Origin of the sequence: Psychromarinibacter sediminicola, from assembly GCF_029168335.1 — a bacterium.
Classification (GTDB): domain Bacteria; phylum Pseudomonadota; class Alphaproteobacteria; order Rhodobacterales; family Rhodobacteraceae; genus Psychromarinibacter; species Psychromarinibacter sediminicola.
Map to the genome: position 1 here is coordinate 1 of NZ_JARGYC010000032.1, position 20942 is coordinate 20942.

Here is a 20942-nt window from a genome sequence, read left to right on the forward strand (position 1 = left end):
ACTCGGCAGGATATGCGACCTGTTCTCTCCGGTTGAATGCAGAAACTATTTCCAGGCTGCGGGATATGCGCCTGGTTAATCCCGAAAGACTCTATGCCGACTGGTGCGTTGCGCTGAAGGCCGGGCGGCTGCATTGCACCGGGCCCTGGAGCGACACGATGACCTCTGCGGTCCTGAGCGATCTCTACGACACGCCCCTGCGGCTGGCCTCCGCCGACGGCGCGACCGTGGTCGTGAATGCCGATTGACGGCGCCGCTCGGCGTCGGGTGGCCTCAGGGTCGCGCCGGGACGCCCTGTCGCGGCCATCACCTCGGGCCGGTCCGAGCCGCGCGTCCTGCGCGCCCGCTCACCGGCCGAGCCAGCCGCCATCGACGGACAGCACCGTCCCATGCACGAACCGCGCCGCGTCGCTGGCGAGGAACACGACCGGGTCGGCGATCTCTTCGGGCCGGCCCCAGCGCCCGGCGGGCACCCGCGCCATCAGCTGCGCCTCGCGCTCGGGGTCGCTTTGCAGCGCCGCGGTATTGTCGGTGGCCACGTAGCCCGGCGCGATCGCGTTGACGTTCACGCCCTGCGCCGCCCATTCGTTGGCGAAGGCCTTGGTCAGCTGGGCTATGCCGCCCTTCGCGGCGGCATAGCCGGGCACGGTGATCCCGCCCTGGAAGCTGAGGACCGAGGCCACGAAGATCACCTTGCCGTCGCCGCGCGCCAGCATCCCGCGCCCGATCTCGCGCGTCAGCAGGAAGGGCGCGTCGAGGTTGACCGCCATGACGGCGTCCCAATCGGCATCGCTGTGCTCGGCCACCGGCCCGCGCCGGATGATGCCCGCATTGTTCACCAGGATGTCGATCCGGCGGTCCGCCAGCTCCTCCAGCATCGCATGGATCGCGGCGCGGTCGCCCAGGTCGCAGGAGATCGCGTCGAAGCGGCGGCCGGCGTCGCGCACCGCGGCGCCCACATCGCCGCCGTCGTCGGGCAGGCTGGAGGAGACGCCGATCACGTCGGCGCCGGACCGTGCCAGCGCGGTGCAGATCGCCGCGCCGATGCCGCGGCTCGCGCCGGTCACCAGTGCGGTCCGGTCGGTCAGGTCGAACGGGGTCATGCGGTGTTCTCCGGGTTTGTGTCTCGGGGGCAGTACCATATTCGCGTGGTCCGCTGCCAGCCGGGCGCCGGTCATGCGGCGGGGCAGGGCGCCACGAGAAACGGGCGGCCCGTATCCTGCGGGCCGCCCGTCCTGGTCGTGTGTCTTCCGCCGTGCGGCGCCGTCCGGCCGGACCGCGCCGCAGCAGGCTGCCTTACTCGGCCGCCACGGAGGCGCCGAAGCTGCGCGCCAGCTCGTCGGCCAGGTCGGTCTTCTCCCAGGAGAAGCCGCCATCGGCCTCGGGCTGCCGGCCGAAATGGCCGTAGGCCGCGGTGCGCGCGTAGATCGGGCGCAGCAGGTCCAGGTGCTCGCGGATGCCGCGCGGCGTCAGGCGGACCATCTCGCGCAGGCGCGTGGCCAGCTTGTCCTCCGACACCTTGCCGGTGCCCAGCGTGTCGACATAGAGCGCCACCGGCTCCGGCACGCCGATCGCATAGGCAAGCTGGATCTGGCACTTCGCGGCCAGCCCCGCGGCCACCACGTTCTTCGCGAGGTAGCGCGCCACATAGGCCGCCGAGCGGTCCACCTTCGTCGGATCCTTGCCCGAGAACGCGCCGCCGCCATGCGGGGCCGCGCCACCATAGGTGTCGACGATGATCTTGCGGCCGGTCAGGCCGGCGTCGCCGTCGGGTCCGCCGATGACGAAGTTGCCGGTCGGGTTCACGATCAGCTTGTCGTCCGGCAGCGTCCAGTCGGAGGGGAAGGCCTTTTCGATATAGGGCTTCACCATCTCGCGGACCTCGTCCTGGCTGACGCCTTCGAGGTGCTGGGTCGAGACCACCACGGTGTCCAGGCCGACCGGCTTGCCGTCGCGGTAGAGCAGCGTCACCTGGCTCTTGGCGTCGGGGCCGAACTTGGGCTGCACGCCCGATTTCCGGTCCTCGGCCATGAAGCGCAGGATGCGGTGGGCGAACTGGATCGGCGCCGGCATCAGCTCGTCGGTCTCGTCGCAGGCATAGCCGAACATGATGCCCTGGTCGCCGGCACCTTCCTCGCCCTTGTCGCCTTCGTCGACGCCCATGGCGATGTCGGCCGATTGCTCGTGCAGCAGGTTCTCGACGGCGCAGGTCTTCCAGGAAAAGCCCTTCTGCTCGTAGCCGATGTCGCGGATGGCCTGGCGGGCGATCTCCTCGACATGCTGGCGCACGTCGTCGGGGCCGCGCACCTCGCCGGCGATCACGACGCGGTCGGTGGTGGCGAGCGTCTCGCAGGCCACGCGCGACTGCGGGTCGGCGTCCAGGTAGGCGTCCAGCACGGCATCCGAGATGCGGTCGCAGACCTTGTCGGGGTGCCCCTCCGACACCGATTCACTGGTAAAGAGCCAGGTCTTGTCGCTCATCTTGTCCCTTTCCTCCATGTATAGTCAGCGCCTGACGGATCAGGCGGTTTCGCAGCTTGGCTGCATTTCGGGTTGTTGGGTACGACCGGGGCGCGGCTGCGCCCCGGCCTCTGCCTGTCTCAGGCCGGCTTGCGGAAGTGCTGGATGCCCCAGGCGAGCTGGCCGGCATCGGCGGCCTTCACCCAGTTCTCCAGGCCGACGGCCATCTTGTCGAGATACTCCTTCGAGGCGCCGGCCTCGCGCAGCTTGTCGTAGTTGGCCAGCAGCTCCTCGCGGACGCGGCTGTAATGCGCGCGCAGGTCGGCGACGGCCTCTTCCTGCTCCACCGTCTCGAAGCCCAGCTTCTCGGCGGTTTCGCGGTAGAAGCCGGGGCTGCCCAGGCTGTTCAGCTGCAGGCGGTCGTAGACCGGCTGAAGCTCGGCCGGGTCGGCCGCGTCGGACTGCATCGGGTCGGTGAAGATCAGGTGACCGCCCGGCTTCAGCACGCGGAAGGCTTCGGCCAGCACCTTGTCGCGCTGGTCGGAGTGCAGGAACGAGTCCTGGCTCCAGACCACGTCGACGCTTTCGTCGGCCTCCGGCACGTCCTCGAACACGCCGTGGCGCACCGAGATCTTGTGGCCCAGCTTGGCGGCCCGGATCTTGCCGAGATTGTACTCGTTCTGGGTCTCGGAGATGTTCAGGCACACCGCCGTGGCGCCGGTCTTCTTCACCAGCGTCCGCATCGCGCCGCCATAGCCCGCGCCCATGTCCAGCACGCGCGAGGTCTCGTCCAGCTTCGGCAGCCGGTCGATCATCGACTCGATGGTGCGGTCGGAGGCGGTGCGGATGTCCTTGGTCTCGGCGTAGCGGCCGATATGCAGGTCCTCGCCGCCCCAGATCGTGGAGTAGAAGGTGTCCGCGTCGTCGCTGTCGTAGTAGTCCTCGGTGATGTCGCGGATGTCCTCGCGGCCGTCCGCATCCACATCGCCCCAGCGCACCAGGTGCAGCGCGGATTTCTCGGCGACGTGGATGAAGAAGTCCGGGTCGTCCTCGGCATAGGTCTCCTGGAAGTCGCCATAGGTGCGGACCCGCTCGAACCCGGCCTCCTGCAGCAGGCGGCGCATGTAGTTCTTGCGGATCGGGCACATGTTCAGCGTGTAGGACGACCCGTCGGGGAAGGAATAGCGCATCCGGCACAGCCCCTCGTCGACGTGATCCGGCTCGGCCGTGATGTTGTCGCCGCAATAGTAGAACTTGTGCTTGGTGGAATAGCCGTTGTCGATCATCGCGTCGTAGTTGCGCTGATCGAGGATCAGCAGGCCGTCATGCTTCAGCGCGGCGTAGAACTCGGCCAGCGCGCGGCGGCGGTCCTTCTCCTCGTGCAGGTGGGTGAAGGAATTGCCCAGACAGATGATCGCGTCGTACTTGCCCGCGATGTCGCGGTTCAGCCAGCGCCAGTCGGCCTGCGTCGTCTTCAGGATCAGGCCGCGGGCCTGGCCGTTCTCGAACGCCTTGGCGACCATCGCGGCCGAGCCGTCGGCGGCAGTCACGTCGAAGCCTTCCTCGGTCAGCCGGACAGAGTGGAAGCCGGTGCCGCAGGCCACGTCGAGCACCCGTTCCTTGCCGCGGGCGCGCAGGATGTCGATGAAGAACTGGCCCTCGCTCTCGGCCCGGCCGCGCCAGTCGATCAGTTCGTCCCACTTGTCGACGAAGGTGCTGACATACTCCTTGCGATAGTGATCCGTCTCGCGGTCGCTCAGCGGATCGTCGCTATAGACCTGGTCGGTCATTGTGAGTTCGGCGTTTTCAGCGAGTGTGTCGCTCATCGTCTACAGTCCCCTTGCGTTCTGGGCCAAAGGCCGGACGCGATGCGTCCAACCGGTCACTTCCCTCGCGGCGCCGTTGTGCGGCGATGCGTGAAGTCGGCCCGATGCAGTTTGTGTCGCTGCGCCCAACGGCGCCTTGTGAAACCATTCGCTCGCGAGCGGCTCTGCTCACGGCGCGTCGTTGCGCCTGTGCTTCGATGTCTCGAAGCAAAATTCCGGCGAATGTCTCTGCGGCTGCATTATGACTTTCAAAAGCGTCGTTTCAACCTTTGTATGCGACTTTTTCATGAAGTTTATGATTTGCTTTCCCAAAGCAATCTGTTAACGCGCGCGCCGCCCTGCGGCCGCTTCCGGCGGGACGACCGCCTTGTCACCGCCGCGCCCGCCGCTAAAACATTTAGATCAGGTGAAGAATTCCGGCCGCGCGCGACTCCCCGCGCCGAACGGCACACCCGAGTCGCGCCCCGCCCCGCCGCGACCGCCGGGCGCCGCGCCGGGGTCGAACAAATCGGCGCCGCGTGCGTTCGTTCCGTGACACAAGGAGGAACCCCATGGCTTCGCGCGCCGTCTGGAAAGGTCAGCTACGCCTGTCGCTCGTCTCGATTCCGGTGGAGATTCACTCGGCGACGAAACGCGGCGCGCGGGTCAGCTTCCGGCAGATTCACGGCCCCTCCGGCAAGCGCGTGCGCTACGAGAAGACGGTGCCCGGCATCGGCCCGGTCGACCGCGACGACATCCTGAAGGGCTACGAGCTGGACGACGACGAATACCTGCTGCTGGAGCCCGAGGAGATCGACGCGATCAAGCTGGAGACCAAGAAGACGCTGGAGCTGGTGCAGTTCGTCGGCGTCGCCGAGATCCCGCCGCTCTATTACGACAAGCCCTATTACGTGGTGCCCACCGACGAGCTGGCCCAGGACGCCTACCGCGTCGTCCGCGACGCCCTGCGCCAGACGGAGAAGGTGGGGCTGGGCCAGCTGACCATGCGCGGCAAGGAATATCTTTGCGCGTTGCGCCCCTGCGGCGACGGGCTGCTGCTGGAGACGCTGCACTACGCCGACGAGATCAAGGCCGCCGACCCGCTGTTTTCCGATATCGAGGACGACCCGGCCGACGAAGAGCTGCTCGACGTCGCGACCGAGCTGATCGACCGCAAGACCGACAGCTTCGACGCCTCCGCCTTCGAGGACAGCTACGACGCGGCGCTGCGCGACCTGATCGAGCGCAAGCGCAAGAACAAGAAGACCCCGCGCGCCAGGACCGGCGAGGGCGAGGCGCGGCAGGGCGACGACAACGTGGTCGACCTGATGTCCGCGCTGAAGGAGAGCCTGAAGACCGACGGCAAATCGTCCAGGTCCAAGTCCTCGAAATCCAAATCCGGCGGCAAGACCAAGAAATCGGCCTGATGGACAAGCTCGACGACTATCTCGAACGCCGCGACTTCGACCGCACGCCCGAACCCTTCGAGGCCGGCCGCAGTTCGAATCTCGCACCGCGCTACGCGATCCAGAAGCACGATGCCACGCGCACCCATTTCGACCTGCGGCTGGAATGGGACGGCGTGCTGCTCAGCTGGGCGATCACCAAGGGGCCGTCCTTCGACACCTCGGAAAAGCGCCTCGCCGTGCGGACCGAGGATCACCCGCTCTCCTATATCGGCTTCGAGGGCACGATCCCCGAGGACAATTACGGCGCCGGCACGGTCATGCTCTGGGACCTCGGCTACTGGGAGCCGCTGGACCCCGTCGACAAGGGCCTGAAGAAGGGCCACCTGCACCTTCGCCTGCACGGCGCGCGGCTGACCGGCGACTGGAACCTCGTGCTCATGAAGGGCAAGGAAAAGCGCGAGAACTGGCTGCTGATCAAGGGGGACGATGAGGCTGCCGGTGCCCGCGACCCCGTGCGCCGCTACCGCCGCAGCATCTCGACCAACCGCACCATGCGCCAGATCGCGTCGGAGAAGAAGCCGGTCCCGCTGCACGAGGGCAAGCGCCCGCGCTTCGCCAAGCCGCAGCTCGCGACGCTGTCCGACGAGATGCCCGACGGCGACGGCTGGTGGCACGAGATGAAGTTCGACGGCTACCGCGCGCTGATCGCGCTGGGCGAGGACGGCCCGCGCGTTTTCACCCGGAACGGCAAGGACTGGACCGACCGCTTCGAAAGCCTCGCCCCCGCCTTCGCGCAGGTCGACTGCGACAGCGCGCTGATCGACGGGGAAATCGTGGCCGGCGCCGGGCTGGACGGTTTCTCCAACCTGCAGAAGGCGATCAAGAACGGCGGCCCCTTTCGCTTCTATGCCTTCGACCTGCTGGACCGCGACGGCACCGACCTGACCGGCAAGCCGCTCACCGACCGGCGCGCGGCGCTGGAAGACATCTGGCACGACATGCCGGCGGAGGGGCCGGCGCAGCTGTCGCCGGTGATCGAGGAGAACGCCGCAGAGGTCTTCGACCGGGTCTGCGACGCCGGCGGCGAGGGGCTGATCGCCAAGCGCATGGCCGACACCTACCGCCACAGCCGCACGAAGAGCTGGCTGAAGGTCAAATGCCGCCGCCGCGACGAGTTCGTCGTGATCGGCTGGCAGGAAAGCGACAAGCGCGGCCGCGCCTACTCCTCGCTGGCGCTCGGCGCGCATGACGGCGACGACCTCGTCTATGTCGGCAAGGTCGGCACCGGCTTCGACGCCGACGATATGGACGAGCTGTCGGACGCCATGCGCCCCCTGGAACGCAAGACCGCCCCGGCCGAGGTGCCGCGGGCCGAGGCGCGCGGCGTCCACTGGATCACGCCGAAGCTCGTCGCCGAGATCGACTATGCCGAGCGCACCGCCGACGGCATGCTGCGCCACGCCGTCTACCAGGGCCTGCGCGATGACAAGCCCGCCCGCACCGTTCGCCTGGACAATGACCGCATGACCGAAGACGACCGCACCCCCGTCGCCGGGGTCGAGATCAGCAGTGGCGACCGTAAGGTCTATCCCGATGCCGGCGTCACCAAGCTCGACGTCGCCCGCTTCTACGAGACGATGGCCGACCGCATCCTCGAGACGGCGGCCGACCGGCCCCTGTCGCTGGTCCGCCTGCCCGAGGGGCTGGGCGGCGACCGCTTCTTCCAGAAACACGCGGGCAAGGGGTTTCCCGACGGCCTGAAGACGGTCGAGATCGAGGAATCCGATGGCGGGACGGAGCCCTACATGTACGTCACCGATGCCGCCGGGCTGGTGGCGGCGGCGCAGATGGGCACGCTGGAACTCCATATCTGGGGCAGCCGCCGCGACAGGCTGGACCGCCCCGACCGCATGGTCTTCGACCTCGACCCCGACGAGGGGCTGGACTTCTCAGATGTCCGCGCCGCCGCCTTCGAGGTGCGCGATGCGCTCTCCGACCTCGGCTTCGCCTCCTGGCCGCTGCTGACCGGCGGCAAGGGCATCCACGTGATCGTCTCGCTCCGTCGCACCGCCGGCTGGGACACGGTGAAGCTCTACGCCCGCATCTTCGCGCAGCTCATGGCGACCCGCGCCCCCGACCGCTACACCGCGGAGATGTCGAAGAAGAAGCGCAAGGGCCGGGTGTTCATCGACTACCTGCGCAACGAGCGCGGCGCGACGGCCATCGCCCCGTTCTCGCTCCGCGCCCATCCCGGCGCCCCGGTCGCCGTGCCGGTGGGCTGGGACGAACTGAAAGACATTGAGAGCGCCCGCGCCTTCGATCTGGAATCGGCGCAGGAGCGGGACTGGTCCGCCGTAGACCTGCCCGCCCCGGTCGGCGTGACCGAAAAGCGCGTGGACAAGCTGGAAGCCGCCCTGTCGCAGGAAGCGGACTGAGGCGCATCCGGCCCCCGCCTCCCCGGACACCGCACCCCGAAGCGCACGACCCCCGGGCTTCTTCTCGTTCCAATTACGCAAGTCCCGCCGACGACCACCCCGCACCGCCACCGGGCCAGGGCCCGACCCGGCCCGACCGCCACCCCGACACCGCCGCCCGAAGCGCACCACCCCCGGCTTCTTCTCGTTCCAAATACGCAAATCCCGCCGCCGGCCGCCCCGCGCCGCCACCGGGCAAGAGCCCGACCCGGCCCGACCGCCACCCCGGACACCGCCCCCCGAAGTGCACCACCCCGGGCTTCTTCTCGTTCCAAATACGCAACTCCCGCTGCCGGCCGCCCCGCACCGCCACCGGGCAAGGGCCCGGCCCCGACGCGGCGCGCCCTCTACGGCGCCAGCTCCGCGACCGAGACCTGCCGCGCCTCGGCGGCGGACCGGCGGATCGCCTCGACCACCGTCATCGTGCCCAGCCCGTCCGCCGCGCTGTTCAGCGGCTCCGCCTCGCCGCGCGCCACCGCGCCGAAATGCGCCAGCTGCGCGACATAGGCGTCGCCGGGCGTGTGGGGCAGGGCGGTTCGCCGCATCTCGACGGTCCAGTCCGGCGGGCCCGGATGGCGCCAGAGCGACAGGTCCGGCAGGCTCAGCGCGGCCTTCGTGCCCGCATAGGCATGGGCGATGGTGTCATGCGCCGGAAACCGCGCGAGGTTCTCGCCCGCCGTCACGTCCCAGGCCCAGGGGCCGGCGGCCGCATCGGTCTGGGTGATGGTGGCGAGGCCCCCGCGCTCGAAGCTCAGGATGGCCGCCGCCGTGTCCTCGACCGGCAGGTCGCGTTGCGCGTTGGAGGTCACGGCCGTGACCTGCGCGACGGGTCCGAAGAAGTGCCGCAGCAGGTCGATCTCGTGCGTCGTGTTGATCAGAAGCGGCCCGCCCTGTCCCGCCACGACGCGCCAGGCGGCGAAATAGGGCGCGGGCTTGGTCAGCACGCTCATCACCGTGGCCGTCACCAGCTCCCCGATCTCGCCCGCCTCGATGGCGGCCTTCGCCGCCTTGATGATCGGGTTGTGCCGCCGGTGATGGCCCACCAGCACCGGCACGCCGGTGCGCTCCACCGCGGCGACCAGCTCCGCGCCCTCGGCCAGCGACGCGGTCACCGGCTTTTCCATCAGCACCGGCAGCCCGGCGGCCAGAAGCTCCAGCCCCAGCGGCAGATGCGCGTCGTTCGGCGCGGCCACCACGACCGCGTCCGCGACCCGCGCCGCGATCAGGTCGGCGGCCTCGGCGAAGAACGGGACGCCCCGGGCATCCGCCAGCGCCTTCGCCGCCGGATCGGGGTCGGCGATGGCCGACAGCGCCATCCCCTCGACCCGCCCCAGCGTCTCGATATGCGTGCGCCCGATGATGCCCGCGCCGATCACGGCGATCCTGAGGTCGGCCACGGCCACGCTCCTTCCCTTCCCCCCGAAACGATCGGTCCGGCCCCGCCGCCAAGAATGCGACGGCCGGCCTTACCCTTGCGGCTTGTACGCCACCGCCTCGATCTCGACGAGGATGTTGGCCATCAGCCGGCTCTCGCAGGTCGTGCGCGCCGGGAATCCGTTCTGGAAGTAGCTGCCGTAGACCGCGTTGAACTTCGCGAAGTCGCGCGCGTCCGCGAGCCAGACGGTCGTCTTGCACACGTCGTCCAGCGTGCAGCCGGCCAGCTCCAGCGCCGCCTTCAGGTTGGCCATTACCTGCTCGGTCTGCCCGGCGATCTCGTGGCCCACGACGCGGCCGTCGGCGCCGAAGGGCACCTGGCCCGAGACCCAGACATAGTCGCCCGTGCGCACCGCCGGGCTCAGCGGCGGGGTGCCCGTGGCGCCGGGATGGGTGAAATGCTCGATGACCTTGGACATGGGGATGCTCCGGCTGGGCCGGACGTGCCGGCGGTGGGTGACATGATCGCCGCGAACGGTAGGGGGCGGCCGGCGATTTCGTCAAGCCGTTGCGGCATTTGCGCTTCGCCGGGCGGATGGCTAGCATCGGCGGGAGGACATTCGGTCAAGGGGTCGGGGGGCCAGGGGGATCGGCATGACACAGGCAGCGCCCTATCGCGCGCTCTACGCATATACTTGGGATCTGGCGGAGGAGGATCCGGCCGCGCTGACCGCGCGGATGGACCGGCTGGGCCTCGACACCCTCGCCATCGCCGCCTCCTACCACGCGGGCAAGTTCATCCGGCCGCACGGCAAGGCCGGCAGGGTCTACTTCCCCGAGGACGGCGTCGCCCATTGCCGCGTGACCCCCGAGAGATACGGCGCGATCCGGCCGCAGATCGGCGCGCTGGCGGCCGAGACGGACGTGCTGGGCACGTTCTGCGCGCAGGACGCCGTCGCCGTCTCCGCCTGGGTCGTGCTTTTGCACAACAGCCGCCTCGGCGCCCTGCACCCCGGCGCGGTCACCCGCAACGCCTTCGGCGACCCGCTGCACTACAGCCTCTGCCCGTCCTGTCCGGAGGTGCGCGATTACGCGGTCACGCTCTGCGCCGACATCGCCGAGCGCTACCCGGTGCGCGGCCTGACCCTGGAGACCCCCGGCTGGCTGCCCTACGCGCACGGCTATCACCACGAATTCGCGCTGATCGGCTCGTCCCCGCGGCTCGAATTCTATCTCGGCCTGTGCTTCTGCGACCATTGCCGGCAGGGCGCTCGCGCCGCCGGGATCGACGCCGACGCGCTGCAGGCGCGGGTGCGCGGCCGCGTGGACACCGCGCTGGCGGCCGCCGACGAGCCGGACCCGGCCGCCGACCGGCGATGGCTCGAATCCGAACTGGTGCGCGATGCGGAACTCGCCGCCTACCTGCGCTGGCGTTGCACCGTCGTCACCTCGCTGGTCGCCGCCATCCGCGACGGCCTGCGCCGGGACGCCACGCTGCACGTGATCCCGTCGGTCAACCAGCCGCTGGCGCTGGCCTGGATCGAGGGCAGCGACCTTGCGGCGCTCGACGCCGCCTGCGACGGGCTGGAGGTCTGTTTCTACAGCGACGCAGCGCTCTACGACCACGCCCGCGTGGCCGAGCAGATCGGCCGCCCCGACATGCGCGCCGTCCTGCGCCCGACGTCGCCCGAACACCGGACCGAGGCCTCCTTCGCCGGCACCGTCGCGGGCTTCGCGGCGGCGGGCGTGCGGGAGTTCGGGTTCTACAACCACGGCCACATGCGGCAATCCGGGCTGGACCGGATCGGCCGCGCGCTGGCGGCGATCTGAGGAGACGCGCGTGACGCGACTGGAGAACAAGGTGGCGCTGGTGACCGGCGCTTTGGGCGGGATCGGCACGGCGGTCGTCCGCGAGTTCCTCGCCGACGGGGCGAAGGTGATCCTGATGGACCTGGACGCCGACGCCGTGCAGGCGGCGGTCGAGGCCCGCCGCGCCGAGGGCCACGCGGTGGCCGGGGCGGCGGCCGACCTGCGCGACTTCGACGCCGCCAAGGCGGCGGTGGACCGGGCCGCGGCAGAGCTCGGCCCGGTCGACATCGTCGTCGCCAACGCCTTCACCGGCGGCCCCAGCACCACGCTGGACAAGACCACGCCGGGCGCCTTCCGCGAGGAGCTGGCCGACAATGCCTGCGTCGCCTTCAACGCCGTCGCCGCCGTGGTCGACGGGATGAAGGCCCGGGGCGGCGGGGCCATCGTGGTGGTCGGCTCGGTCAACGGCCTCGCCACCTTCGGCCAGCCCGGCTACAGCGCCGCCAAGGCCGCGCTGATCAGCTACACCCGCACGATGGCCACCGAATACGGCCCGCACAACATCCGCGCCAACATCGTCTGCCCCGGCACCGTGCGCACGCCGGCCTGGGACGAGCGCATTGCGAAAAAGCCCGACGTGCTGGACGGCCTGACCAAGTGGTATCCGCTGGGCCGCGTCGCCCGGCCGGAGGACATCGCCAGACCGATCGCCTTCCTCGCCTCGGACGCCGCCGCCTTCATCTCCGGCGCCGTGCTGCCGGTCGATGGCGGGCTGATGGCCGGAAACCACAGGATGGCCCGCGAACTCACGGTGGAGGACTGACACGTGGCAACGCTGGAAACCCCGATCCCGGTCGTCGACCTCGCGCGGGTCGAGGCCAACCTGCGGCGGATGCAGGACTATTGCGACGCCCACGGGCTGAAGCTGCGCCCGCATATCAAGACCCACAAGATCGTGGAGCTGGCCAGGCGGCAAATGGCGCTGGGTGCGGTGGGGCTGACCTGCCAGAAGCTGACCGAGGCCGAGGTGATGCTGGAGAGGGGCTGTGACGACATCCTGATCTCCTACCCGATGATCGGCGCCGAGAAGGCCCGCCGCCTGGCCGCCCTCGCGCCGCGGGCCCGCATCACCGTCGCCGCCGACAGCCCGCTTGCGGTGGAGACCGCCGCGGCGGCCGCCCGCGAGGCCGGCACCGCGATCGGCGTGCTGGTGGAATTCGACAGCGGCATGGGCCGCACCGGCGTGACCACGCCCGAGGCGGCCGCCGCGCTGGCCCGCCAGGTCGCCGACACCGAGGGCCTGCGCCTGGCCGGTGTCATGACCTACCCGACGACAGAGGCGACCGTGACCTTCGTCGCCGCGCTTCGCCCGCTGCTGGAGGCCGACGGTCTGGACATCCCCACGGTGTCGGGCGGCGGCACCCCCGGCGCCTTCCGCTCGCACGAGTTGGGCGTCGCCGACGAGCTGCGCGTCGGCACCTACATCTACAACGACCGCAACACGGTGATCTCGGGGGCCTGCACCCTGGACGACTGCGCGCTGCACGTCCTGGCCACGGTGATCAGCACGCCGCAGCCCGGCCATTTCATCCTGGACTGCGGCAGCAAGACCCTGACCAGCGACCTGTCGGGCGAGGGGCATCCGGGCTACGGGCTGCTGATCGACTACCCGGACGCGGTGATCGAGAAGCTGACCGAGGAGCACGGCATCGTTCGCACCGACCCGGCCGGCCCCGCGCCGATGCTGGGCGAGAAGGTGTGGATCCTGCCCAACCACGTCTGCCCGGTCAGCAACCTGCACGACCGCGTTGTCGTCCGTCATTCCGACGGCCGGACGGAGGACTGGGAGGTCTCCGCCCGGGGCTGCACGCGGTAGCGGGGCATCAGTGTTCGGGGCTCTCTGACAGGCCGCGGCTTAAGGCCGGGTGGCGCAGAGACCAGCATCGCAACTCGAATGCGACTGCGTCATGCAGCGTGGCGGACGCCCACGCTGTTAGCGGTAACTATAAAACTATCAAGTACTTGACCCCGTGTCCAACCTCGGACGCTTGGCCATCCGCCTCTCACCCGGGCTGGTAGGCGAACCTCGAAAACCGCGCCTCGCGCCCCAGCCCGGTGATGTCGAAGCAGATCATCCCCACGAAGGCCCCGGTGAAGGATCCGTGCTCGCCCCGCCCGCCCTCGTCCGAGATCACCGCCGCGTCCAGCTCGGGCCCCAGCGGCCGCCAGTCTCCGCCCTGCCGCCACAGGAAGCGCTGCGTGGCGCGATCCACCTCCACCCGCAGCTCCACCGGCCCGCCGGCCACCGGCACCGGATCGCCCACCATCTCGACCCCGCCATCCGGATAGTCCCCGGCGCAGGACATCAGCACCAGCGACCGCCCCGCATCCGGGTCGTGGGTCACCAGGGCGGCGTGGAACTTGTACCGGTTGTAATAGGTCGTGAGGCCGGCATTCTGCTGGTAGGTCTCCGGCTCGAACGCCACCACCGTTGTCTCGGCGGCATAGGCGAAATGCTCCTGCCGCCGCGCGACCAGCGCCTGCTCGAACCAGCTTCCGGGACTCTCCCGCCCGATCAGCGTGAGCGCCCCGTCGCCCAGCCGGAAGATGCGGTCCGGCTCGGGCGTGCGCAGCCACTGGAACTCGGCTGGCAACACGTCGCCGGAAAAGTCGGTTTCGCACGGTTGCGGCGCCTCCGGCTCCGCCGCCACAAGGCCCGGCACTTCAACCCGCGGCAGCGTCCCGCCGTCCTCCAGCCACAGCCACCCGTCGCGCCAGACCACCCGCTCGATCCCGGTCTCCCGGCCCAGCGGGCAATACCGCCCGGTCCCGTCCGCCCCGGCAATGGGCCGGCCCATCAGGAAGCTGTGATAGCCCTGACCGTCCGGCGTCTCGACATACTGCCCGTGCCCCGCCCGCTGGATCGGATGATCCGGCGCATGGCTGGCGTCGATCAGGTGCTTTTCGGGATGCGTCTCGTACGGCCCCCAGATGTCGCGGCTGCGCGCCATGGTCACGGCGTGGTCGTAGCCCGTGCCGCCCTCGGCCGCGGTCAGATAGTACCAGCCGTCGCGCTTGAAGATATGCGGACCCTCGGTCAGCCCCCGGTCGGTCCCGTCGTAGATCTTGCGGCACGGCCCGGTCAGCCCCGCCTCCGGCGACCATTCCTGCAACAGGATGCCGTCGAAGCTTGCATGCGCCGGGTTCCCGCCGGTGCCGCGGCCGCGGTGGTTCCATTGCAGCACGACGAAGTATTTCCGCCCGTCGTCGTCATGGAACAGCGACGGGTCGAAGCCGGTGTTCTTCACGAACCACGGATCCGACCAGTCCCCGTCGATGGTCTCGCAGGTGGTGATGTAGTTCGGCGCGTCCTTGAACGAGCCGTCATAGCGCTTCACGTCGGTGTAGACGAGCCAGAACCGCCCGTCCGCGTGGCTGAGGCACGGCGCCCAGATGCCGCAGCTGTCGGGATTGCCGCGCATGTCGAGAAGCGCGGGCCCGTTCAGGGGCCGGGCGACGAGACGCCAGGTCGCCAGGTCGCGCGAGTGGTGGATCTGCACGCCCGGGTACCACTCGAAGGTGGAGGTGGCGATGTAATAATCCCCGCCCACCCGGCAGATCGACGGATCGGGGTTGAAGCCGGGCAGGACGGGGTTCTGGATCACGCGCTCTGCCTCCGGTCGGAGGGCCGCGCGCTCATCGCTCCGCCGCCCCCTCGGTGGTTTCCGACGACCGCGCCCAGAGGTTGATCTTCTCCTCGTCCGCGTATTCGTCGATCTTCGCCAGCTCGTCGTCGGTGAACGCCAGGTTCTCCACCGCGCCCACGCAATCCACGACCTGTTCGGGCCGCGACGCGCCGATCAGCGCCGTGGTGATGCCCTCGCCGCGCAGCACCCAGGCGATCGCCATCTGCGCCAGCGTCTGGCCGCGCGCCTCGGCGATCTCGTTGAGCTTGCGGATGTTCTCGATGGCCCGCTCCGACAGCATGTCGGGCTTCAGCGTCTTGCCCTGCGTCGCGCGCGAGCCCTTGGGTATCCCGCCCAGGTACTTGTTGGTCAGCATCCCCTGCGCCAGCGGCGTGAAGGCGATGGAGCCGATGCCCAGTTCGGCCAGCGTCTCCTTCAGCCCGTCGCGTTCCACCCAGCGGTTCAGCATGTTGTAGGAGGGCTGGTGGATCACGCAGGGCGTGCCCAGCTCCTTCAGGATCGCTGCCGCATCGCGCGTGCGCTGCGAGTTGTAGGACGAAATCCCGACATAGAGCGCCTTGCCGGCCCGGACGAGCGAATCCAGCGCCCCCATCGTCTCTTCCAGCGGCGTGTCGGGGTCGAAGCGGTGCGAGTAGAAGATGTCGACATAGTCGAGCCCCATCCGCTTCAGCGAGGCGTCGCAGGAGGCGACCAGGTACTTCCGTGAGCCCCAGTCGCCGTAGGGGCCGGGCCACATGGTGTAGCCGGCCTTGGACGACACGATCAACTCGTCGCGCAGGCCGCGGAAATCGGTGCGCAGGATCTCTCCGAACGCTTCCTCGGCGCTGCCGGGGGGCGGACCGTAGTTGTTGGCCAGGTCGAAATGGGTGATCCCGTGGTCAAAGGCCGTCCGGCAGATCGACCGCTTCACCTCGTGCGGGGTGTCGTGGCCGAAATTGTGCCAGAGCCCCAGCGAGATCGCCGGCAGCTTCAGCCCCGACCGCCCGCAGCGGCGATAGGGCATCCGGTCGTAACGGTCCGGGGCAGGGGCGTAGCGCATTCAGTCCTCCATCAGCGTTGCAGCATCGGCAGGCGAGAGCGCCGCCGGCCGCGCGCACGTGGTCGACAGAGTGACCCAGGTCCCGGTCTCGCCCGCCTTCAGGATCGCATCCATCACGTCCACGACGTGAAGTGCAAGCTCCAGAGCGCAGCGATGCGGCCGACCGTCCACGATGGCCTGCGCCATGTCGGCCAGCCCCGCGGTGCGGTAGTTGGCCAGCGGCCCCAGCTTCGGGTGCTCCTGGTTCGGGCGGCCGAACGGGTGGTCCCAGGCCGCCAGCGGCGCGATCTGTCCGTCGCGGCCGGCATGGTCGACCTGGCCGCCGAAGAAGTTCGGGTCCGGCACGAAGAGCGAGCCCTCGAGCCCGTAGAGCTCCATGTTCCCGTGCCGGTGCGCCCAGACGTCCCAGCTGGCCGAGAAGGTGATCGTCGCGCCGTTTTCGAACTCCAGCAGCGCGTGGATGTTCGTGGGCGTGCGCACCGGGATTTCCTCGCCCTGCCGCGGGCCCTCGGTCCGGATCGTGCGGGTCGGCGTGGCCGACGTGGTCAGCGAGGCCACCCGCTTCACCGGCCCGATCAGCTGGACCAGGTTGGTGATGTAATAGGGTCCGAGGTCGAAGATCGGCCCGGCGCCCGGCAGGAAGAAGAAGTCGGGGTTGGGGTGCCAGTGCTCCATCCCGTGGCTCATCACGTGGCAGCTGCCGGCCACCACGTCGCCGATCAGCCCCTCGTCGATCCGCGCCCGCGCCAGCTGATGCGCGCCGCCCATCCAGGTGTCCGGCGCCGAGCCGACGCGCAGCCCCTTCGCCTCGGCCAGGCTGCGCAGCTCCTCGCCCTCGGCCGTCGACAGCGCGAAGGGCTTTTCCGAGTAGACGTGCTTGCCCGCCTCCAGCGCCTGCTTCGACACCGGGACATGCGCCTCGGGGATGGTCAGGTTGACGACGGCGTCCACGTCCGAGGCCATCATGTCCTCGACGCTCAGCGCCTTGACGCCGTACTCCTCCGCCCGTTCGGCGGCGGCGTCCGGGTCGATGTCGGCCACCGCCGTGACCTGCAGCGCCGGGAACAGCGGCGCCAGGCGCAGGTAGGCGGCCGAGATGTTGCCGCAGCCGACGATGCCGACATTCAGCTTGTCCATGCCTGCGCCTCCTTACCAGGATTTCGCGGTGGCGATGGAGCGCCGGGCGAAGCGCGTGTCGTCGCTGGGCTTGTCATGCTCCATGACGCGATAGGCGACGTCGGTCTTCTCCAGCGCCGCGTTGATCGCCGGCCAGTCCATGACGCCGTGGCCCACATCGGCCCAGCCGTCCTCGTCTTCGTTCTCGCCCGCGGGCGCGATGTCCTTGATATGGACCGACAGGATGCGGTCGGCATAGCGGTCGATCCACGCCACCGGGTCCTCGCCCGCGCGGTGCACCCAGGCGAGGTCCAGCTCCAGCAGCAGTTCGGGCGCCGCGGCGGTCATCGCCTCGATCGGGCGGGTGCCATCGGCCAGCGGCCGGAACTCGAAGTCGTGGTTGTGCCAGCCGAACTTCAGCCCCGCATCGGTCACCGGCTTGCCCGCCGCGACCAGCCGGCGGCCGAAATCGGCGTATCCGGCGGCGTCCTCCGGCCGCTGGTCGGGCATGAGGAAGGGCACGAAGACCGCCTCGAAGCCCAGCGTCCGCGCCAGCAGCAGCACGCGGTCGGGGTCGCTTTCCAGCATGTCCAGGCCGATATGCCCGGTGGGCATCGTCAGCCCGTTTTCCTGCAATCCGCCCGACAGGGCGTCGGGGTCGTCGTAGACGCCGCCGAAGCCCTCGACCTGGGCATAGCCGGCTTCGGCCAGCATCCGCAGCGTGTCGGACAGCGGCGGGAAATTACGCGAGCTGTAGAGCTGATAGGAGAAATCCATCATTCCATCCGTTTTTTTGCGGGCGTTGCGGCCCGGCGTTTCAGTTTTCCGGGAATCGCGTCAGAGCCGCGCTTCGCTGTCCTTGTCGAACATCGACCCCCGGGCGGCATCGAACCCGATGGTCAGCCGGTCGCCCGGCGCCACCTTTTCCTGGCCATCCATGTTGAAATGGAACGGCTGCCCGGCGACCTGGCACCAGACCAGCGTGTCCGAGCCCATCGGCTCCACCAGCTCCACCGCGATCTCGGTCGTGTAGGTCTTCTTCGCCGCGTCCGCGCCCGAGGCCACGTGCTCTGGCCGGATACCCAGCCAGGCCGGCCCGGTGCCCGCCCCGTCGGCCCAGGTGTAGCCCTCGGTCGGGATGGTCTCGCCACCGCTGACGAAACCGGCGCCGGTGAGTTCGCCTTCGAGGAAATTCATCACCGGCGAGCCGATGAACTCGGCCACGTACTTGTTGACGGGGCGGTTGTAGATCTCGTCGGGCGAGCCCAGCTGCTGGATCGCGCCGCCGCGCATGATCGCGATGCGGTCGGCCAGCGTCATCGCCTCGATCTGGTCGTGGGTGACGTAGATCATCGTGTTCTTCAGCCGCTGGTGCAGCCGCTTGATCTCGACCCGCAGATCGGCGCGCAGCTTGGCGTCGAGGTTCGACAGCGGCTCGTCGAACAGGAACACGTCCACGTCGCGCACCAGCGCCCGGCCGATCGCCACCCGCTGCCGCTGCCCGCCAGACAGCGCCGCCGGCTTGCGGCTCAACAAAGGCTCGATCTGCAGGATCCCCGCGGCCCGCGCCACGCGCTCCTCGATCTCGGCCTTCCTGAAGCCGGCGTTGCGCAGCCCGAAGGACAGGTTCCCCTTCACCGACATCTGCGGATAGAGCGCGTAGGACTGGAACACCATGCCGATGCCGCGCTTGGACGGCTCGGCCCAGGTGACGTTGTGGTCCTTGATCCAGATCTGCCCGCCCGAGACGTCCAAGAGCCCCGCGATGCAGTTCAGCAGCGTGGACTTGCCGCAGCCCGAGGCGCCCAGCAGCACCAGGAACTCGCCCTCGGGGATCTGCAGGTTCAGATTCTGCAGCACGTTCACCGCGCCGAACGACAGGTCCAGGTTCTTGATTTCGACAGAATTCGCAGCCATGCCTCAGCCCTTCACGGCGCCCGCGGCGATGCCGCGCACGAACAGCTTGCCGGAGACGAAGTAGATGACCAGCGGCACCAGCCCGGTCAGGATCGTCGCGGCCATGTTGACGTTGTATTCCTTCACCCCCTGGACGGAGTTGACGATGTTGTTCAGCTGAACCGTCATCGGGTAGGTGTCGGGTTTCGTGTAGACCACCCCGAACAGGAAGTCGTTCCAGATGCCGGTGACCTGGATGATCATCGCCACCACGAAGATCGGCAGCGACATCGGCAGCATGATCTGGAAGTAGATCTGCCAGAACCCGGCCCCGTCGACCCGCGCCGCCTTGAACAGCTCTTCCGGCAGCGACGCGAAGTAGTTGCGGAACAGAAGCGTGACGATCGGCATGCCGAAGATCACATGCACGATCACCAGCCCGCCCAGCGAGCCGTAGAGCCCGATCTCGCGCAGGATGATCACGATGGGGTAGAGCATCACCTGGTACGGGATGAACGCCCCGAAGATCAGGATGGTAAAGAAGATGTCCGCGCCCTTGAACTTCCAGTTGGACAGCGCATAGCCGTTCACCGAGGCCACCGCGATCGACAGGAAGACCGAGGGCACCGTGATCTTCACCGAGTTCCAGAACCCCCGGCTCAGCCCGTCGCAGTTCAGCCCCGTGCAGGCCTCGGCCCAGGCCTTCACCCAGGGCTCGAAGGTGATCTCCATCGGCGGGGAAAAGATGTTGCCCAGCCGGATTTCCGGCATCCCCTTCAGCGAGGTCACGATCATCACGTAGAGCGGCAGCAGGTAGTAGACCGCCACCACCAGCATCGTGCCGTAGATGAAGATGTTGCGGCGCGACAGCCGGGGGCGCGGCCGCGGCCCTTGCGGCCCGTCGAGCGGCAGCGTGTCGGCGCCCGCGACGGCGGTGGAGATGGTAGCAGGGTTAGCCACGGTTCCGGCTCCCGAATTCGAGGTAGGCCCAGGGGATGATCACGATGGCCACGGCCAGAAGCATCATCGTCGAGGCGGCGAAGCCCTGGCCCAGGTTCTGGCCCTGGAACATGTAGTCGTAGACGTATTTCGCGGGCACTTCGGAACTGATCCCCGGGCCCCCGGCCGTCTGCGCGACGACAAGGTCGTAGACCCGCACGATGCCGCTGGCGATGATCACGATGCTGGTGATGAAGACCGGCCGCAGCATCGGCACGACGATATAGAGGTACGTCTTCCACATCGGGATGCCGTCGACCCGCGCGGCCTTCCAGATCTCCTGGTCGATCCCGCGCAGGCCCGCGAGCATCAGCACCATGACCAGGCCGGTGCCCTGCCACAGCCCCGCGATCAGGACCCCGTAGATCACGATGCTGGAATTGTTCAGCGGGTCGAACTCGAAGCTGACCCAGCCCAGCCCGCGCACCACGTTCTGCACGCCGAAATCCGGGTTCAAGAGCCATTGCCAGATCAGGCCCGTCACGATGAAGCTCAGCGCGAAGGGATACAGGATGATCGTGCGGAACGTGTTCTCGAACCGGATCTTCTGGTCCATCAGCGCGGCCAGCACGAAGCCGATGATGAAGGACAGGACCAGCATGCAGATGCCGTAGATCAGCAGGTTCTCGATCGACACGATCCAGCGGTTGGTGTTCCACAACCGTTCGTACTGGTCCAAGCCGACGAAATTCGCCCGCGGCAGGAGCTTCGAGTTGGTGAAGGAATAGACGACGGTCCAGGCCGTGCCGCCGACGAAGATGACCAGCGCGGTCAGGATCATCGGAATCGCGGCGATCTTGGCCGTCATGTTCCGGAAAAGCTGGATCGGGCGTCCAGACGCCATGACTGCCTCT

General features: G+C 68.7%; 18 protein-coding genes. 6 read left to right on the forward strand and 12 right to left on the reverse strand.

Features of this window, described 5'->3' with window-relative positions:
- Nucleotides 1–65 precede the first annotated feature (65 nt).
- On the forward strand, nucleotides 66–248 hold the full coding sequence (locus P1J78_RS12995; RefSeq protein WP_275567798.1) for a hypothetical protein: 183 nt from the start codon (nucleotides 66–68) through the stop codon (nucleotides 246–248).
- A 99-nt stretch (nucleotides 249–347) separates the two neighbouring features.
- Here P1J78_RS12995 and P1J78_RS13000 read toward each other — a convergent pair whose 3' ends face one another.
- The 3 genes from P1J78_RS13000 to P1J78_RS13010 all read right to left on the reverse strand — a co-directional run bounded on the left by P1J78_RS13000 (nucleotide 348) and on the right by P1J78_RS13010 (nucleotide 4286).
- Nucleotides 348–1103 (reverse strand): SDR family oxidoreductase, encoded by a 756-nt coding sequence (locus tag P1J78_RS13000; RefSeq protein ID WP_275567799.1) that lies wholly within the window; start codon nucleotides 1101–1103, stop codon nucleotides 348–350.
- 193 nt (nucleotides 1104–1296) lie between these two features.
- Nucleotides 1297–2481, reverse strand: coding sequence for a methionine adenosyltransferase (gene metK / locus P1J78_RS13005; RefSeq protein WP_275567800.1), 1185 nt, complete (start codon nucleotides 2479–2481; stop codon nucleotides 1297–1299).
- Nucleotides 2482–2600: 119 nt separating this feature from the next.
- Complete coding sequence (locus tag P1J78_RS13010; RefSeq protein ID WP_275567801.1) at nucleotides 2601–4286, reverse strand: glycine/sarcosine N-methyltransferase; 1686 nt, start codon at nucleotides 4284–4286, stop codon at nucleotides 2601–2603.
- 551 nt (nucleotides 4287–4837) lie between these two features.
- Here P1J78_RS13010 and ku point away from each other — a divergent pair.
- The gene (gene ku, locus P1J78_RS13015; protein ID WP_275567802.1) at nucleotides 4838–5692 is read left to right on the forward strand and encodes a non-homologous end joining protein Ku; all 855 of its coding nucleotides are present in this window, start codon (nucleotides 4838–4840) and stop codon (nucleotides 5690–5692) included.
- A complete protein-coding gene (ligD, locus tag P1J78_RS13020; RefSeq protein WP_275567803.1) occupies nucleotides 5692–8109 on the forward strand; it encodes a DNA ligase D in 2418 nt (805 codons plus the stop codon). The genes ku and ligD overlap by 1 nt, the downstream gene beginning before the upstream one ends.
- Nucleotides 8110–8495: 386 nt before the next feature.
- Here ligD and P1J78_RS13025 read toward each other — a convergent pair whose 3' ends face one another.
- The gene (locus tag P1J78_RS13025; protein ID WP_275567804.1) at nucleotides 8496–9545 is read right to left on the reverse strand and encodes a Gfo/Idh/MocA family protein; all 1050 of its coding nucleotides are present in this window, start codon (nucleotides 9543–9545) and stop codon (nucleotides 8496–8498) included.
- Between the two features lie 69 nt (nucleotides 9546–9614).
- Nucleotides 9615–10001 (reverse strand): RidA family protein, encoded by a 387-nt coding sequence (locus P1J78_RS13030; protein WP_275567805.1) that lies wholly within the window; start codon nucleotides 9999–10001, stop codon nucleotides 9615–9617.
- 175 nt (nucleotides 10002–10176) lie between these two features.
- Between P1J78_RS13030 and P1J78_RS13035 the strand changes: the two genes are divergently transcribed.
- Genes P1J78_RS13035 through P1J78_RS13045 form a run of 3 tightly spaced genes read left to right on the forward strand, consistent with a single transcriptional unit; the run spans nucleotide 10177 to nucleotide 13207 of the window.
- Complete coding sequence (locus tag P1J78_RS13035; protein WP_275567806.1) at nucleotides 10177–11352, forward strand: alpha-galactosidase; 1176 nt, start codon at nucleotides 10177–10179, stop codon at nucleotides 11350–11352.
- Between the two features lie 10 nt (nucleotides 11353–11362).
- Nucleotides 11363–12154: an SDR family oxidoreductase gene (locus P1J78_RS13040; RefSeq protein WP_275567807.1), complete on the forward strand. Its 792-nt coding sequence runs from the start codon at nucleotides 11363–11365 to the stop codon at nucleotides 12152–12154.
- Nucleotides 12155–12157: 3 nt separating this feature from the next.
- Nucleotides 12158–13207: an alanine racemase gene (locus P1J78_RS13045; RefSeq protein ID WP_275567808.1), complete on the forward strand. Its 1050-nt coding sequence runs from the start codon at nucleotides 12158–12160 to the stop codon at nucleotides 13205–13207.
- A gap of 187 nt (nucleotides 13208–13394) precedes the next feature.
- On the opposite strand, the gene P1J78_RS13050 is transcribed toward P1J78_RS13045, so the two are convergent.
- From P1J78_RS13050 to P1J78_RS13080, 7 genes are read right to left on the reverse strand one after another with little or no spacing between them, the layout of a single operon-like run.
- Entirely contained in the window at nucleotides 13395–14996 is a 1602-nt protein-coding gene (locus P1J78_RS13050; protein WP_275567809.1) for a glycoside hydrolase family 43 protein, read from the reverse strand.
- A gap of 31 nt (nucleotides 14997–15027) precedes the next feature.
- Entirely contained in the window at nucleotides 15028–16077 is a 1050-nt protein-coding gene (gene mgrA / locus P1J78_RS13055) for an L-glyceraldehyde 3-phosphate reductase (RefSeq protein ID WP_275567810.1), read from the reverse strand.
- Nucleotides 16078–17214, reverse strand: a complete 1137-nt coding sequence (locus tag P1J78_RS13060) for a Gfo/Idh/MocA family protein (RefSeq protein WP_275567811.1) — start codon at nucleotides 17212–17214, stop codon at nucleotides 16078–16080. It lies immediately after the preceding gene.
- Between the two features lie 12 nt (nucleotides 17215–17226).
- The gene (locus tag P1J78_RS13065; protein ID WP_275567812.1) at nucleotides 17227–17970 is read right to left on the reverse strand and encodes a sugar phosphate isomerase/epimerase family protein; all 744 of its coding nucleotides are present in this window, start codon (nucleotides 17968–17970) and stop codon (nucleotides 17227–17229) included.
- Between the two features lie 60 nt (nucleotides 17971–18030).
- Entirely contained in the window at nucleotides 18031–19110 is a 1080-nt protein-coding gene (locus P1J78_RS13070) for an ABC transporter ATP-binding protein (protein WP_275567813.1), read from the reverse strand.
- A gap of 3 nt (nucleotides 19111–19113) precedes the next feature.
- Nucleotides 19114–20049 carry a carbohydrate ABC transporter permease gene (locus P1J78_RS13075; RefSeq protein WP_275567814.1) on the reverse strand — a complete coding sequence of 312 codons (936 nt, stop codon included), beginning with the start codon at nucleotides 20047–20049 and terminating at the stop codon, nucleotides 19114–19116.
- Nucleotides 20042–20932: a carbohydrate ABC transporter permease gene (locus P1J78_RS13080; protein ID WP_275567815.1), complete on the reverse strand. Its 891-nt coding sequence runs from the start codon at nucleotides 20930–20932 to the stop codon at nucleotides 20042–20044. Before P1J78_RS13080 ends, P1J78_RS13075 begins: the two co-directional genes overlap by 8 nt.
- Nucleotides 20933–20942 lie beyond the last annotated feature (10 nt).

Bases quoted from the DNA above. Each gene is read 5' to 3' on its own strand.
- P1J78_RS13060 (WP_275567811.1), bottom strand. From the start codon at position 17,214: ATGGACAAGCTGAATGTCGGCATCGTCGGCTGCGGCAACATCTCGGCC.
- P1J78_RS13065 (WP_275567812.1), bottom strand. From the start codon at position 17,970: ATGGATTTCTCCTATCAGCTCTACAGCTCGCGTAATTTCCCGCCGCTG.
- P1J78_RS12995 (WP_275567798.1), top strand. From the start codon at position 66: ATGCGCCTGGTTAATCCCGAAAGACTCTATGCCGACTGGTGCGTTGCG.
- P1J78_RS13080 (WP_275567815.1), bottom strand. From the start codon at position 20,932: ATGGCGTCTGGACGCCCGATCCAGCTTTTCCGGAACATGACGGCCAAG.
- P1J78_RS13070 (WP_275567813.1), bottom strand. From the start codon at position 19,110: ATGGCTGCGAATTCTGTCGAAATCAAGAACCTGGACCTGTCGTTCGGC.
- P1J78_RS13030 (WP_275567805.1), bottom strand. From the start codon at position 10,001: ATGTCCAAGGTCATCGAGCATTTCACCCATCCCGGCGCCACGGGCACC.
- P1J78_RS13010 (WP_275567801.1), bottom strand. From the start codon at position 4,286: ATGAGCGACACACTCGCTGAAAACGCCGAACTCACAATGACCGACCAG.
- ku (WP_275567802.1), top strand. From the start codon at position 4,838: ATGGCTTCGCGCGCCGTCTGGAAAGGTCAGCTACGCCTGTCGCTCGTC.
- mgrA (WP_275567810.1), bottom strand. From the start codon at position 16,077: ATGCGCTACGCCCCTGCCCCGGACCGTTACGACCGGATGCCCTATCGC.
- P1J78_RS13000 (WP_275567799.1), bottom strand. From the start codon at position 1,103: ATGACCCCGTTCGACCTGACCGACCGGACCGCACTGGTGACCGGCGCG.
- P1J78_RS13035 (WP_275567806.1), top strand. From the start codon at position 10,177: ATGACACAGGCAGCGCCCTATCGCGCGCTCTACGCATATACTTGGGAT.
- metK (WP_275567800.1), bottom strand. From the start codon at position 2,481: ATGAGCGACAAGACCTGGCTCTTTACCAGTGAATCGGTGTCGGAGGGG.
- ligD (WP_275567803.1), top strand. From the start codon at position 5,692: ATGGACAAGCTCGACGACTATCTCGAACGCCGCGACTTCGACCGCACG.